Origin of the sequence: Asaia astilbis JCM 15831 (assembly GCF_000613845.1) — a bacterium.
Lineage (GTDB): Bacteria > Pseudomonadota > Alphaproteobacteria > Acetobacterales > Acetobacteraceae > Asaia > Asaia astilbis.
In genome coordinates this window covers 16462-31706 of sequence record NZ_BAJT01000023.1, presented here as the reverse complement: position 1 = coordinate 31706, position 15245 = coordinate 16462, and the positions used below count along the sequence as shown (strand labels likewise).

7 protein-coding genes are annotated in these 15245 nt (G+C 58.2%); all 7 read right to left on the bottom strand.

Annotated elements, in window-relative coordinates:
- A partial coding sequence (locus JCM15831_RS24095; protein WP_373277665.1) for a hemagglutinin repeat-containing protein occupies positions 1-145 on the bottom strand: 145 nt, incomplete at its 3' end.
- Positions 142-993: a hemagglutinin repeat-containing protein gene (locus JCM15831_RS14155; RefSeq protein ID WP_025824755.1), complete on the bottom strand. Its 852-nt coding sequence runs from the start codon at positions 991-993 to the stop codon at positions 142-144. The genes JCM15831_RS24095 and JCM15831_RS14155, both read right to left, overlap by 4 nt.
- Entirely contained in the window at positions 957-6596 is a 5640-nt protein-coding gene (locus tag JCM15831_RS14150) for a beta strand repeat-containing protein (RefSeq protein WP_025824754.1), read from the bottom strand. The genes JCM15831_RS14155 and JCM15831_RS14150 overlap by 37 nt, the downstream gene beginning before the upstream one ends.
- The gene (locus JCM15831_RS14145; RefSeq protein ID WP_025824753.1) at positions 6593-11245 is read right to left on the bottom strand and encodes a beta strand repeat-containing protein; all 4653 of its coding nucleotides are present in this window, start codon (positions 11243-11245) and stop codon (positions 6593-6595) included. The genes JCM15831_RS14150 and JCM15831_RS14145 overlap by 4 nt, the downstream gene beginning before the upstream one ends.
- Positions 11245-13005 carry a ShlB/FhaC/HecB family hemolysin secretion/activation protein gene (locus tag JCM15831_RS14140; protein ID WP_025824752.1) on the bottom strand — a complete coding sequence of 587 codons (1761 nt, stop codon included), beginning with the start codon at positions 13003-13005 and terminating at the stop codon, positions 11245-11247. The genes JCM15831_RS14145 and JCM15831_RS14140 overlap by 1 nt, the downstream gene beginning before the upstream one ends.
- 42 nt (positions 13006-13047) lie before the next feature.
- Complete coding sequence (locus tag JCM15831_RS14135; protein ID WP_198024352.1) at positions 13048-13536, bottom strand: invasion associated locus B family protein; 489 nt, start codon at positions 13534-13536, stop codon at positions 13048-13050.
- Between the two features lie 913 nt (positions 13537-14449).
- Entirely contained in the window at positions 14450-15211 is a 762-nt protein-coding gene (locus JCM15831_RS14130) for an RNA-splicing ligase RtcB (protein WP_025824750.1), read from the bottom strand.
- Between the last annotated feature and the right edge of the window lie 34 nt (positions 15212-15245).

Genomic DNA, 15245 nt, shown 5'->3' with positions numbered 1-15245 from the left:
TCGTAATGGGCTTCGTCCTGCGGCTGATGATCGCCAGCTTGCCGGTCTGCACGCCAATATGTCCGCCGGAGACCAACGCACCATCGAGAGTCGTTTCACCAGGGGTCAACAGACGAACACTGTTCGCTCCATCAACCGTCGTCACCACATGCGTCTTGCTATCCGACTTCGCATGCTGCGTCGAACCACCACAGATGCCGTGACACTGGCTCCCGCATGAACGCCATCGGCGCCTGCACCGACACTCGCAACAACTCCTGCCGAGATCCCGAACGAGTTGCTCGAACTCTTGGTCTGGGTCGTCTCTACACCCGATTGCAGAGCGATGGCCTTATCTGCCGCCAGAACCACATCCTTGCCGGAGAGCTGCCCTGCCGTAACCGTAAGCGCTCCGTTCTGCGCATCATCAGGTCGATCGCCACGAGCTACGATCGCAAGCGTGCCACCTGCATTGGCCGATGATCCCTGCAGCGTCGTCTTGCTCTGCCACGACTCACTCTTGCTGGTCGAAAAGCCAACCTTCGCCTCAACACCAATGATGTCCTTGTTCAACGCGCCGCCTGCAATGGCGCCGACCTCACCAACCGCTGTCTGCATCCCACCCAGAGCAGCCAGAACACCGTTCTCCTGCTTCGACGCCCCAAGTGCCCCGTTGACGGCCATGCCCACCAGCGAACCCGGCGAAAGACCGATGCTTGACCCGATACTTTTCTCCTTATGCATCATGCTCTGGGTCTGGTTGTTCTCCTTGGCCAGTAACGAGACCGACGACCCGGACAGCGTCAGGTCATTCGCTGCAGACAGGGCAGAGCCATCGATCGTGATCGCCTTGCCTGCCTTGAGCGCAACACTCCCACCCAGCGATGCCAGCACAGAAGGCGCCCAAACCGTGTCGGAACGCGACGCATCATCTGTACGTGAGCCGTAGCCCATCGTCGCCTGCGCGCCCTTGCTGCTCAGCGAGATCCCCGCCACGTGATGGGACGAGCCCATCTCGCTTTCCGCCTTCGTAGCCTCGAGCTTGAGCCCCCGCCCGCTGAGAGCGTCACGTCGCCCTGGGCGCCGATCAGCCCTTTGAGGCTCATATCCCCGCCGGAAAGACCCGTCAGCGTGCCGCCCGATGTCACGTTCGAGCCGTGCTCGACCGATTGACTGCCGGAATCGCTGAAGCGGCTATGCGTCAGAAAGCCCGATTTCTTGCCCGAAATATCGTGACTGATGCTGTCGGTCACAGACCCCAGATCCAGAGACTTCGCCGCTGACAGCACCATATCGCCCGTGCTGTCGATCGTCGCTCCTGCCGATTTCAGATCCCCTCCGAGCGCTGCCAGAACCGCCTTGCCGCCCGAGCTGACCGAACTCGTGTAATTCTGCGTCTGGCTGAAGGCGCTGCTGACATTCGCCCCCTTCACTGCCGTCGCCTGACGCACCGTCGCAGCGCCCAGAGTGAGGCTGTTGCCTGCCAGCATCGACAGATCGCCACCCGAGCTCAGACGGCCACCATTAAACGTGATGTCGTTGCTTGCAGACAGCGCCGCCGCGCCGCTCGCCGTGATCGTACCGACAGAGCCCAACTGGCCCTGATTGCCACCATTGACCAGATAATCGTTCAGCGTCGCGCTGTTGATGATCGATCCGTTCTGCGCCACCAGCTTGACGGACCCACCTGCCAGCGTGCCCGTATTGGTAATGTCGCCGTTGCGCGCCAGAATGCTCAGGCTGTTGCTGCCCGAGATCGTCCCGCTGTTGGTGACGCTCGACCCCGCAAGCGACACATCCTTGGCCGCAATCGTGGCCCCCGTCAGCGCCACGTTCCCCGGCGCCAGATAGAGCTTCGGCGCCAGTACTGTCCGCCCGTCAACCTGAACCGGCACATACCAGACGATATTCTCAGTCAGCGACGCCTTTTGCTCGACGCTCAGCGCCTGACCGAAATTCAGCCCAAGGCGATGCGCCTGATCCGCACCGTTCGAAACAAGCGCCTGCATTTGCGTCGTCGCATTGACAAAGCTGTCACCCAGAAAGGTCTGGCCCGTCGCAGAAATAATCTGCTGCTGCACATAATGCTGGTCGAAATAGGAATCACCCAGAAAGGTATAATCCGACGGCGTCTTGCCCAGACGATCCACCAGATATTGCGATCCATGGAAGGCTGTCAGGCTCGTATAGGCCGGGTTCGTCTCCACCAGATATTGTGCCTGTGGTGACGGGTTGGGAATATACAACGCGCTTCCCGCCGGGATGGAGGAAATCACCTGCATCACCGAAGGGTCTGCCGTGTTCAGAAAGCCCGGCAAACGCAAATTCTGTGCTGCCTGAGCCGCTGTCTGCACGCCCTCTTGAGGCAGGACACCGCCACTGCCCAGCGTCGGCGCTTTTCCCCCCGAAGACGGAACACTAACCGAAAGCCCTCCACCCTGACCGGGTTGTTCCTCGCCTGGCGTCAGTGTTCCGCCCGTTTCAGGACGAGAGACTGCAAGTCCACCATTTTGCCCCGGTGCAGACAGAGATCCCCCGGTAGCGCGCCCGTTGCTGCCGCTCAGGCCGCCACTCGGCGCGTCAATCCCGCCAGCGGGATGCGTGGGATCCATACCGCCCGCAGCGGCAAGAGAACCTGGATCGAACGCGCCCAGGCCGTTCAGGCCATTTTCCGAATGGGCTTGCGAGCCTGAACCGGAGACGAAGCCGCCATTGAGGCCATTACCGGAAACGCCCCTCTGTGCTCCCGCTCCGCCAGACAGAGTGACATCGACATTACCGACGGGACGTCCGGCTCCGGGCAGGTTCAGGGCGCCTCCACCGACCGCCTGACCGTTCATGCCGGGAGTGGTCAACCCACCCGGCGTACTCCCCTGATATTGCGATGCTGCCGCAAGCTGCTCTGATGTCGCATGCTGAATGATCGTGCTGTTGTTGATTTGACCGGCGAAGTCGCCCGTCAGGCTGTTGGCTGCGACGATCGTCCCGGAAAGTCCGTTCGAACGACTGCTTCCCCAGACATGGCTCGGCCATGGCCAGCCCCCCTGAGAGCCAATATCCCAACCACCCGGAAACCCGGGATCTGCTGCGTCTTCAGGAGGCAGGTACCAGCGACAGGAATTACCATTATAGCAGGTCAGGGTGTAGGTAACCGCAGTGTCGTAGCCCACATTATCCAGTGACCCACCCTTGAGAGACATGTTGTTGCCTGCAGCAAGGTGGCTGGCATCGTTGGTCACCGCGCCCTGGGTCGTTACGATCAGATCGTGACCTGCCGAGATGACCGAAGGCGCGTTCGAGGCCGACGCAAGCGACCCGACGCCAGTTACGACAATTTTCGATGCGTCATTACCGCCGTATAAAGCGGCCAGGATGTAGCCCGATCCGGGCCTGCCATCTGCGGTCTGCAATCCTGCAGGCGTCTGAACCGCGACAATTTTTTGACCCCAATAATATTTACTGGTGTCGCCGATATTGGACGGCGTCGGTGGGTTGGCCAAAGCCTGATCGTATGTCTGGCTGTAGACAATTTTCCCCTGCTCGTAACTTACTCCGCCAATGATGTTGTTGGTCAGCGAACGCGCCGTGATCGTGACGTCACCCTGCGCGCTCCCTGTCAGGATCTGGCCGGAACTGTTGGTCACATCGCCAGCATACTCACCGGAGTGCCCCGCGATCGTCAGGTTCCCCACATCAGACAGGATGGCACCCTGACGGTTGGTCAGATTGCCATCGAGTGCGATGCGCGTTCCCTGTGTTCCGCTAATCAGCCCGGTATTGGTGAGACTGCCCGGTGTCTCAAGTGACAAGGCCCCGCCGGCGATAAGTGCGCCGTTATTGTCAATCTCCGGCGCTGTTGCCGTCAGGCCGCCCCCGGCTATGACCCCGGCACCCGCGCCGATATGCCACCCTTGATCCAGAGTGAGGCGGACGTCATTTCCAGCCGAGAATAAAAATCCACCGACATCCTGCGCGCTCGAAAAATCCAGATTGCGCGTTGCCTGAACGGTGCGGCTCCCCTGCAAAGAGCCCGTATAAAGCGTCAAGTCACGACCGGACTGAAGCGTACCTCCGGTCACATCGAGCAGCTGCATACGCTGCCCTTGTCCGGCTGTCAGCGAGACATCACCGTTGCGGGAAAGGATCGTACCCTCATTGCTTTCGATCTGCTGCGCCGCGACGGAGAGAGAGGACCCGGCCTGCAAACGACCCCAGCTATTGATGACATCATCAAGTGCATCGTTCGCACTTGCTCTCACCAGAGAGCGCACGAAGCGGGTCGGGCTGGAACGCGTGATCGACAGATCACCGTTCACGGCCAGCACCTGTCCCGACACATTCGACAGTCGCTGCGTCAGGAGAGTCACATTCTGCCCCGCCTGCAGCAGACCATTATCGTTGGCAATCGATCCTGCGGAGACCCGAACCGAGCCATCCGTTCCGATCACACGACCACCGCTGTCATTTTGCAAAGACGCTGCGGTCAACGCCAGAAGACCTTGCCCGGCACCGAGCTGCCCACCCCGGTTATCGATGGTTGCCGCATTCAGGGACACGTCGGTGAGGCCATAGATCAGACCGCTATTGGTCAGATCGCCTTGTAGCCCCAAATTCAACGCGCCACCTGAAAGCATCAGATTGCTATTCGACAGACGTGCCGCGTCGAGTGTCAGCTGAGCGCCATGCGCTGTCACCTCACCCTGGTTGTCCAGATCGTTGTCTACCGTCAGCGTCGCGCTTCCATTGGAGACAATTCCGGCCTGAGCCGCGTTGGCCAAGGAGGACGCCTTGATAGACAAGACTTTCTGGGATGCCTGAGTCTGAATGACGCCGTGATTGGAAAGCGCGCCTTCGCTCTTAAGCGCGAGATTTCCCTGCGTGCTGGCAAGAATACCTGCACTGTCATTGGCGATGCTCCCTGCCTGAAGCGTCAAATCACCAACTGAGGCAATTTTGCCGTTACTGGAGAAAGCCCCGCCTAATGTCAGGCCCATCGTCTGACCGGCGGTGATCTCGCTGTTCTCACCAGCCTGATAGGTACCAGAAGAAAGGCTGACCGCACCCGTTGCCTGCATGGCACCATTGGTATTCGTGATGCTTCCGCCCGGCACGCCGTTCAGGCCAAGATCGCCCGATTGCGCCAATATCTGACCGTTATCATTGGCAAGGTCTGTAAAACCGATCCGTATGGATCCGTTACCTTGAATAATGCCCTGCGTATTGGTGACACGACCTACCGCGTTCGCCTTCCCGACAGACACACCACCCGCACGCGACAGGACCAACCCTTGCGTATTATCGAGCTCCGCTATGTCGAGCGAGACATCACGATCGGCCTGCACCACGCCATTCCGATTGCCCAGAGTGCCGCCCGACGCCGTGAACGCACCTCCCTGCGCAATGATACGTCCGGATCGATTATCGAAATTGCCTGCAGTGAGCGCGATATCTCCGCGTGACGTACCGAGCTGACCGCCAGCATTGGACAGTTGTCCCGCCATACGAGCCTGTATCCCGGCATCGGCAAAAACCGTCCCGCTATTCGCGAGGCTGTTTTGCGCAATCAGAAGGGTCTGGCCCACGCTACCGAGAAAGCCTGCATTGGAGAGGTCACGCGTTGTGAGAGTTAACGCTCCCAAGCGGGATACAAGCGTGCCCCTATTAGTCAGGGCTCCAGTAATTGTCGCACTGATATCTCGTTGCGCCGCGATCGTCCCGCCATTGTCGAGCGCTGACGCCCCAAGCTGAAGCACGCCGTCAGAACCCGTGGCCTGGATAGCGCCGGCATTGGAGATCGAACCCGCAGTCAGGGCAACCGACTGACCCTTCCCGGATATGACCGCCGGGGCTTCCGCGCTTGCCCCCGCCTGATTAACGATTTCGGCTGCGTTGAGCGTGAGATCACCTCCCGCATCCACATGACCCGCATTCGTCAGCGCGCCACCAAGCGTGAGTCCCATAATAGACCCGGAAGCCAACATCGAAGACGTCGAGCCGAGGTAAGACCCTCCCTCCAGACGGAGGGCGTCTGCGCTTTGAATAATACCTCCCGTATTATCCAGCGCCCCGTCTCCTGTCAGACGTAAATCCATCCCGCCTTGCGTCGTCAGGAGAGTGCCATTGGTATTGCGAAGAGAGCTTGCCCTTAAAGAGAGTCGGGAAAGCGCCTGCATTGTCGACGCATCATTGACAACCGTCGCGCTGTCTTCCGGGTTTTGACCGGCAATACTCAACGCTCCCTCACGCGTTAAAATCTGCCCTCCCGCATTATTGGTGACGCGCGCAGCACGGATCTGCTGATCGTTCTGGCCTTGCAGGATACCGCCATTATTGACGAGGGTCTCCGTCTGAATACGAAGATCCTTGCGGGTTGAAAGGATCGTGCCGCGGGTATTAGTCAGACTGCCGGAGGTAATCGAGACGGTGCCGTCATCGGCCCCGATCTGACCAGCGCCGCTATTTTGCAAGGACCCTGCACTGAGCGTGACACCCTGTTCGCCATACAGCGTTCCGTCATTACCCAGTGCCCCACCAATTTGGAGCAGGAGCAGTCGGGACGCAGCCATAGCACCGCTATTGTGCAGCGCGGCCCCATTGAGGCGCAGGTCTCCCTTCAAGCGCTCAGCTTTCCAGCATTTTCGATTGCGTCAGCGGCCGTGACCGCGACAGCCCCGTTACCGAGAATGCTTCCCGAATTGACAAGACCCGAAGTGGTGAGCGTCAGCGTTTTTCCTGCAGCTGAACCCTGAATAATTCCCTTATTAACCAGCGCATCCGGAGCCTGACCGGAAACAGTCAGCGCGATATCTCCATTTTTTGCGGCGATAAGGCCGTGAGCGCCATTCGTCAGGCGATCCGCAGCAAGAATGAGATCGGCACCGCTGGTAATGAGCCCCTCATTGAGAAGCTCACCCGAGACAGTCATATCCAGTCCCGAATTACCCAACAGAGAGCTGTTCTGGTCAGAATTATAGCGAAGCGTCGCGAGAGTAAGCTTGCCTGTCGCTCCGATTGTGCCTCCCTGATTGAGAACGGCAGTAAGGGCCTCGTCACCATGACGAAGGAGCAGATCAGAATTCAGGGAAAGAACCGTGCCGCCCTGTCGATTATCCAGAGCTCTAATAGTCGCCGAGACTTTTTTCTGCCCCTGTATCGTGCCCGCCTGATTATCCACATCGCCAGAAGTCACGGTCACGTCACCTTCTGGAGAGATGATCTTGCCCTGACGATTGATCAGAGTAGCCGCATCGATCGTGATCGACCCTTTGCCATTGCCGATCTGCCCGTCCGTATTATCAAGCGCACCGCCTGCCGTGACATTCGTGCCCGTCGCTCCATACAGCGTCCCGCTATTGCGAAGACCCGCACGGCTGGCGACGCTCAGCGAGCCGGTCTGTGCGCCGATCTGACCGCTGGAAGAGAGCGAACCTGCCGTCACCGAAAGATCGCCCTTGCCCGCCAGTAGCGAGCCTGCAACCGACACCGCCTTGTCCATACGCAGCGTCAGCGTGTCGGCAGACTGCACAAGGCCAGACCCTTCATAGCCCTGACCCACCAGCGAGAGCGCACCGCTGGTCAATGTCCCGAGCTGGCCGTTATTAGTAAGTCCTGCTCCCTGTGCCGTGACCGACAGACCTCCCGTCGTCGCCACGATCTGTCCGTGAATATCATTCGTCAGGCCAGATTGCGCCGCCAGGGTCATCGCCTGACCCGACAGGATCTGACCGTCATTCTGCACAAGATCGGACGCCGTCATTTCCAGTGTGGCGTCAGTCGCCAGAGACGCCTGCTGCGCCGCTGTGTACCCCGCAAGGGTCGCCTTCAACGGACCTGCGGCGTAAATCACTCCCGATCCGTTATTGGTCAGCGTCTGACCCGAGAGCGTCAGTCCGGCAGCCTTCGCCGAGAGCGTCCCATCGGTGTTTTCGATGTCGCCTCCCGCGGAAAGACCGAGCAGTCCTGACGAGGCAATCATCTTGCCTCTCGTATTCACGACCGAACCCGCAGTGACGCTCACCGCACCCGCATCGGCGCCGATCTGCCCGTCCGTATTATCAAGCGCACCGCCTGCCGTGACATTCGTGCCCGTCGCTCCATACAGCGTCCCGCTATTGCGAAGACCCGCACGGCTGGCGACGCTCAGCGAGCCGGTCTGTGCGCCGATCTGACCGCTGGAAGAGAGCGAACCCGCCGTCACCGAGAGATCGCCCTTGCCCGCCAGTAGCGAGCCTGCAACCGACACAGCCCTGTCCATGCGCAGCGTCAGCGCCTCGGCAGACTGCACAAGGCCAGACCCTTCATAGCCCTGACCCACCAGCGAGAGCGCACCGCTGGTCAATGTCCCGAGCTGGCCGTTATTAGTAAGTCCTGCTCCCTGTGCCGTGACCGACAGACCTCCCGTCGTCGCCACGATCTGTCCGTGAATATCATTCGTCAGGCCAGATTGCGCCGCCAGGGTCATTGCCTGACCCGACAGGATCTGACCGTCATTCTGCACAAGATCGGACGCCGTCATTTCCAGTGTGGCGTCAGTCGCCAGAGACGCCTGCTGCGCCGCTGTGTACCCCGCAAGGGTCGCCTTCAACGGACCTGCGGCGTAAATCACTCCCGATCCGTTATTGGTCAGCGTCTGACCCGAGAGTGTCAGTCCGGCAGCCTTCGCCGAGAGCGTCCCATCGGTATTCTCGATATCGCCTCCGGTAGAGAGACCGAGCGGTCCTGACGAGGCAATCATCTTGCCTCTCGTGTTCACGACCGAACCCGCAGTAGCACTCACCGCACCCGCATCGGCGCCGATCTGCCCGTCCGTATTATCAAGCGCACCGCCTGCCGTGACATTCGTGCCCGTCGCTCCATACAGCGTCCCGCTATTGCGAAGACCCGCACGGCTGGCGACGCTCAGCGAGCCGGTCTGTGCGCCGATCTGACCGCTGGAAGAGAGCGAACCTGCCGTCACCGAAAGATCGCCCTTGCCCGCCAGTAGCGAGCCTCCAACCGACACCGCCTTGTCCATACGCAGCGTCAGCGTGTCGGCAGACTGCACAAGGCCAGACCCTTCATAGCCCTGCCCCACCAGCGAGAGCGCACCACTAGTCAATGTCCCGAGCTGGCCGTTATTAGTAAGTCCTGCTCCCTGTGCCGTAACCGACAGACCTCCCGTCGTCGCCACGATCTGTCCGTGAACATCATTCGTCAGCCCAGATTGCGCCGCCAGGGTCATGGCCTGACCCGACAGGATCTGACCGTCATTCTGCACTAGATCGGACGCCGTCATTTCCAGTGTGGCGTCAGTCGCCAGAGATGCCTGCTGCGCCGCTTTGTACCCCGCAAGGATCGTCTTCAACGGACCTGCGGCGTAAATCACTCCCGATCCGTTATTGGTCAGCGTCTGACCCGAGAGTGTCAGTCCGGCAGCCTTCGCCGAGAGTGTTCCATCGGTATTCTCAATGTCGCCTCCCGCAGAAAGACCGAGCGGTCCTGACGAGGCAATCATTTTGCCTCTCGTATTGACGACCGAACCCGCCGTGACGCTCACCGCACCCGCATCGGCGCCGATCTGACCGTCCGTATTGTCGAGCGCATTACCCGCCGTGACGTTCGTGCCCGTCGCTCCATACAGCGTCCCGCTATTGCGAAGGCCCGCACGGCTGGAAAGTGTCAGCGCCCTCGTGGTCGTTTGAAGGGTGCCTGAGTTCACAGCGGAGGCCAGATCTTCAGCAGAAAGACCCGCGGCCTGAATATTCCCCGTGTTTCTGATCGAGGGGCCGTTTGCAAAAACAAGGTCCTGCCCGGCGACAATCACGCCATCATTGCTGAACTCCCCCGTAGCAATCCGCATGCTGTCGCGAGACGTCATTCGGCTCGATGCATCATTGCTGATCGCGGCGGCTTCGAACGACAAGGCTCCGCCCTGCGCGGCAATTTCCCCACCCCCCTGAGCAATCGCGTTCACGGCGACAAGGGAGACGGCTCCGCCTTGGGAGGCGATCTGACCGTTATTAATGATGTCTGACGCACTCTTTAGATCGAGTTGGCTCTGCGCAGCTAAAATACCACCGGCTTCATTGCTGATCTGTTGTGCCGATATCGAGACGCCATCGGTGCTCGCAGCGATCGTCCCGCTGTTTCGTGCTTCATTGCGAGCCGCAATCTTAACGCCGGAGGAACCCGCCGCTCTCACCGAGCCGGTGTTTTGAATAGTGGTTCCAGAGAGACTGACGGCCTGTTCGGCCTGCACCTGACCCGATTGGGTTATCGTGCCAGAGCTCGCAATCCTGGTCGACGTGCCTGATTGAATTGAACCTGTCTGCTGGACATCTGCACCCGCGACGTCCACGCGCTGGGACGCGCTGACAGAGCCATTCAGGACCAGTTGACCATCTGCCGTCAGCGTCATGTCACCGGCATTGGCCGCCATCGTCCCGTTGACACGTACGCCCGCTCCAGCCTCTGTGACCAGCATGGATATCTGACCGGCATACAGACCGCCCAACGCCGAACTGTCTATCGCAAAAGCCGGGGCGGTACTCCCATCCTTATCGAGCGCCCTCGCCTGCCCGGTCTCGTAATCGACCCGGTTCTGTCCGACGACGAGGCGTGCATTCTGCGCATTAACCTGTGCGTTAAACGTGACACGGCGACTGAGAATATCGAGCACGGGTACCGCTGAGAAATTGCCCCCCTGCCCCTCAAACGCCACATAGCCATCCTGTATTTTCAACGAGGAGAGCTTACCCGCAGCATCGATTTCAGGATGGCCTGTTGCGAGGGTCGCACGTGTGGTGTTGACGAAGCCGCAGCCATTGCATGTGATACCGTTCGGGTTTGCCACAACCACATTCGCAGCCTGTCCGGCTGTCTCCGTCGTGCCAAGCATGTGCGTCGCGTTAGGCCCGGTCACCTCATTGAGAATGACCTTCGCGCTTGTCCCATTCAGGTTTCCATTCGCATAGACGTAACCGCCCAGCTGGGTCTGGGTCGCGCTTGTCGCGTTATTGAGGATCAGTCCCTTTTGTTCGACCCCGTATTCGGTAAACCGGTTATGCGATAATCCGGCTCCATTGGGGGTCGCGATATTAAGCTGCTGAACGCCATTTCCTGTTCGATCCAGATTTGGGGCTGGGGCATTCGGCGCTGTGTGATTATCGATAACGATCGACGGCGCAGCTTGCTGCGCGCTCGCGACTGCCGGGAACAGGCCCAGATCTGCAGAGAGGAAAACCGCAAGAACTTTATAGAGCTTCTTTTTCATTGGGGCGTCATTCATCAGAAACGCACTCCTGCCTGGAATGCAGCAATCCAGCCCTCATCAGGCAACGGACCATGAGCGATAGCGTGCGTGGCTGAGGCGCCCCAGAAGAGGGTGCCGCTTACCTTGCGCAGCCCAAAACCAGCACCGGCGATCGAACCGCCCCGTAGCGCGGGGGGAAGGTTGTCAGCGCGATATCCGAGCTTGACGAACCCTCCATCGATAATTCCGTAAAATTCGGTTCCATCGACAAAAGCCCTGCAAAAACCGCTGTAAGCACCGCATTTCTCATGCAGATTGAGCGGTGCGAGGCGATACGAGACATCATCGCGTACATAGAGCCCCTTATTTCCCACCAGCATCTGACTGAGAAACCCGCGCACGGTATAAGGACCGCCAAGCTGCAGCTGCTCGGTCGCAAACTGGTTGCGGGAGCTCAACTCGCCGTGAAGCGAAACATGCCAGGAGAGGCCGAACGGCAGGGGCTCATAACCGTCAATATCGAGCGACGGTTTAACGAAGCGCGTATGGGGCTCACTCGCGATCGGATGCGCAAAGGCACTCCTCGTGCCAACGCCGTCCGTTCCGAAACGAACACCGAGCGTGACATACCAAAGCCCCCCCAGAGCCTTGAGTGACTCACTTGCCTGGGTGGCAACAGAAGCCTGGCGGGCGCTCTGCGTAAAAAGACGAACGTGATTGGTCGTCGAGTTGAAAGATTTCAGCTCGTAAAGCGCCTGAAGCGTCGTCACGCCAAGACTATTCCGGGCCACGACCCGCGACACACCGACACGAAAATCGCGACGACGTCCACCAAGGCGATAATCCTCACCCAGACTCTGCAGATGATAGACATCGTCAGACATCCAGAACCCGCCGAAGATCGACCATTTTCCGTAAGGAATAGACCCATCGGCTGAGAAAAACTGGGTCCCACGGTGACCGGCTTGCCCCACCAGCGAATGGTCGTATTCGACAGACCACATATCGAGCAGACCCAGAGCATCCTGAGCGGTCAGCATGGCATGACCCGTCTCATGCCCAGTCTGGTACTGGCCGTTATTATCGGCCCAGATCTGCCCATGGAGGACACCGGGATTCATTTGTTGCACGACAACAGACGAGCTTCCCGATTTTTCACCCGGCACGATCTGCATCGTGGCAGACCAGTTCGGCATCCGGTTCATCTGGTCGAGCCCCTGCTCCAGATCACGCAGATTGAGCAGGTGATCGCGGAGGCCTGGGAACCCCATCAATTCATGATGTCTCGCAGCCATGCCCGTAAAGCGAATTGAGGAGAGCGTTCCCTCGACGACGACAAGACGCAGACGACCGGATTGTAAGGATTGCTCCGGAAGATAAGCGCGGGACGTGACATTTCCCTGCTGCACATAGGCGCGCTTGATGTCGTCGAGAGCATGATTGAAATCATCCACGCCGAGGCAGCGCCCGGAATAGCGCTGCATCACCCCCCTTTTTGCTGCGTCGCCGAGATGAGGGGCGTTTTCAATCGAAAGCGTCCAGACCTGGACACAATTTCCTCCGCCTTTCAGCGGAGACGGGTTGTGAAACTGGGTATTGCTATCGGGTGGCGGCAGCATATCCAGCTGTTGCTGGCGTTGGCGGTAACGTTGGAACTGATCCTGAGATGATCCCGGCCCAGCAGGCATTACGGCTGGCGGAGCAGCTGCCATAGGCGTCTGGGCAACGGCGACAGAACAGGACAATAGACAGAACACACCCGCCAGAGGAAGACGGATGACACGCAACGCGAACATGGAGACAGGCCTGGGTCAGAAACTGGAACGACTGGCGAGAAATCAGTGGGATGAAGGGCGCGTCATCAACTGCTCGACAGTCGTCAGAGCCCCATCGAGCCCGTCGAGCGCGAAGTTGATCGTCAGGACGCCATCGAGAAGCTTGTTGATCTGCATGTGTCCCTGTTTGCCATGACGCAGGACACGAGCTTGCTGCTCATTTAATTCCAAAACGGAGAGACAACCGGTCGCGACACAGCTTTGCCACGCCAATGAGAGCGGTGCGTTCGCATCCGAGACCAGCCGCGCAGGCTTGACCAGCGACAAGCCAAGCGGCGTCATGAGTGTGAGGCGCCACGGACGGCTGAAGAGCGGCTGCTTGACAGGATCCGGCGTCGCCCGCGCAAAGATGACCCCGCCGATTGCAACATCTTTCTTGTCGGCGTCTTCTTTATACAGCCGTTGTTCTACAGTGCAGATAGTGGGAGATGCCTGCAGAGATCCGGCCGGGTAGATGCACCGGTAAGTCCAATCACCGACGGATCCGGACACGGTCGCTGGCGTGACCGCTGGCGACTTGGGGGATGGAGCTGCCTTAACTGGGGACCCTACCATCGAAAATGCAGCCAGCAGAGCAGAAAAAGACGCTTGGAAAACACTCATTTTCATGAAAAATACATCCGCAACATTCTTGTTGCGCTTGTCATTACGCTTAAACGCCATCTAATCCAGACTGACGTTTCGTTTTTAACAAACTATACCTGAAATTGATGATTTTAACATATACTAATATAATTATATACTTTATAACGAAGCAAATCCGTCGAAACACCAATTGTGCACGAGAGACGGGAGTAAAGATCTTGATCTCTGGCAAACGTCACCTTCAGGGAAGAGGCGACAGACGCACGTGCTATAACATATGACACCCATCTACTGACGCGTTATGGATACGGCCCAAAGAACAAAAGACTACTCACTCAATGCGAAATCATTACGCGGTGCTCATCTGGATTTTCGTATACATAAAAACAGAGAGAGATTTTCGGTCAGCTTTCACACACGCTCAACCGCATAAAACGGCCGTTCACATTTCAGAATCACTGCCGGTTATTGAAGTATATTGAAAAAACCCCAGTGATCACGAGGAGCTTCTCGTCGTGCATTCCCCTGTTATCTGCAAAATCGTATCACCGGCCCTGCACGTCTGTTTCCTAGCGTGCAGGGCCTGAGGCGATCCATTGGGCTCAACACGAGAACCGGACAATCTGTAGAGTAACTCCATACAGCCATGAAGGCATGCTGTGCATTCCCCTGACGAAGGAACGTTTCTCGTCTTTTCGATCACTTGGAGAGCTGAAAAAGCCGATGACGCCCAGATAAGGAGATATTGCCGGGCCATAGATGTCTTGGTCATGCCTGACTGAACCCCATCCCGTGTCCCGGTTTTGGTATTGGCCATATTCTAACCTTTGACCGTCAGAATCGGCTTCATCTCCGCGACCCCTGATGCCATTCCCGAGTTCTGCACCGTATTAAACGCTGGCAAAACCGGTTTGTAAGAATCAGGTGACTCCTCCATAAGCTCTTTGTCCAACTCCCGCTTGATGTCGGCACGCAATCCGACTGGGGCGACTCTGGATACCACTCTTAGCGTCTCTGCTTGCGCTCTCACCCTTGCTTTTCCCCGAGACAAAAGACGCCCAGCTCCATGAGGTGCGGAATTAAGCGCCTCTGACAAACTGCCCCCCTTCATAATAAAGGAACTACTCCCCATACTCCCGGGAACGATGACAGGATGACCATCGGGGAAGAAATCGGTATTTCCCGCAGGAGACGAGCCTTTTCTGTGAAGGTAGTCACCTTCATTTTCGAAAAGCATATTATGGGAAAGATCATAAACCAGGTGACTGTTGAAATCCTGGCCCAAAATGTCTTTCAGCACGCCAAGCGCCATATACTGCATGCACATACGATTGATGACACCGAAGTTGCTCGCCAGCCCCAGTGCATTCATGTAGGCACGCGCATGATGAGCATGCTGGCCGTTGAGTGGTAACGGATAAAAATCGTGCTTTGGGCGCTCCAGGTTAGTCGGGTAGAGTTTGCGTGCGAGATCAACGTAATGATCACCAGCCATTCCACCAGCGAATAATGAGCCATAGTGGATCATAATGCCGATCGTGCCCGGCTTTATACCCCACGCATACGCGGTTCGCGTATCCATGACCTCAGACACCTCCTAGATTTCGACGAAATGA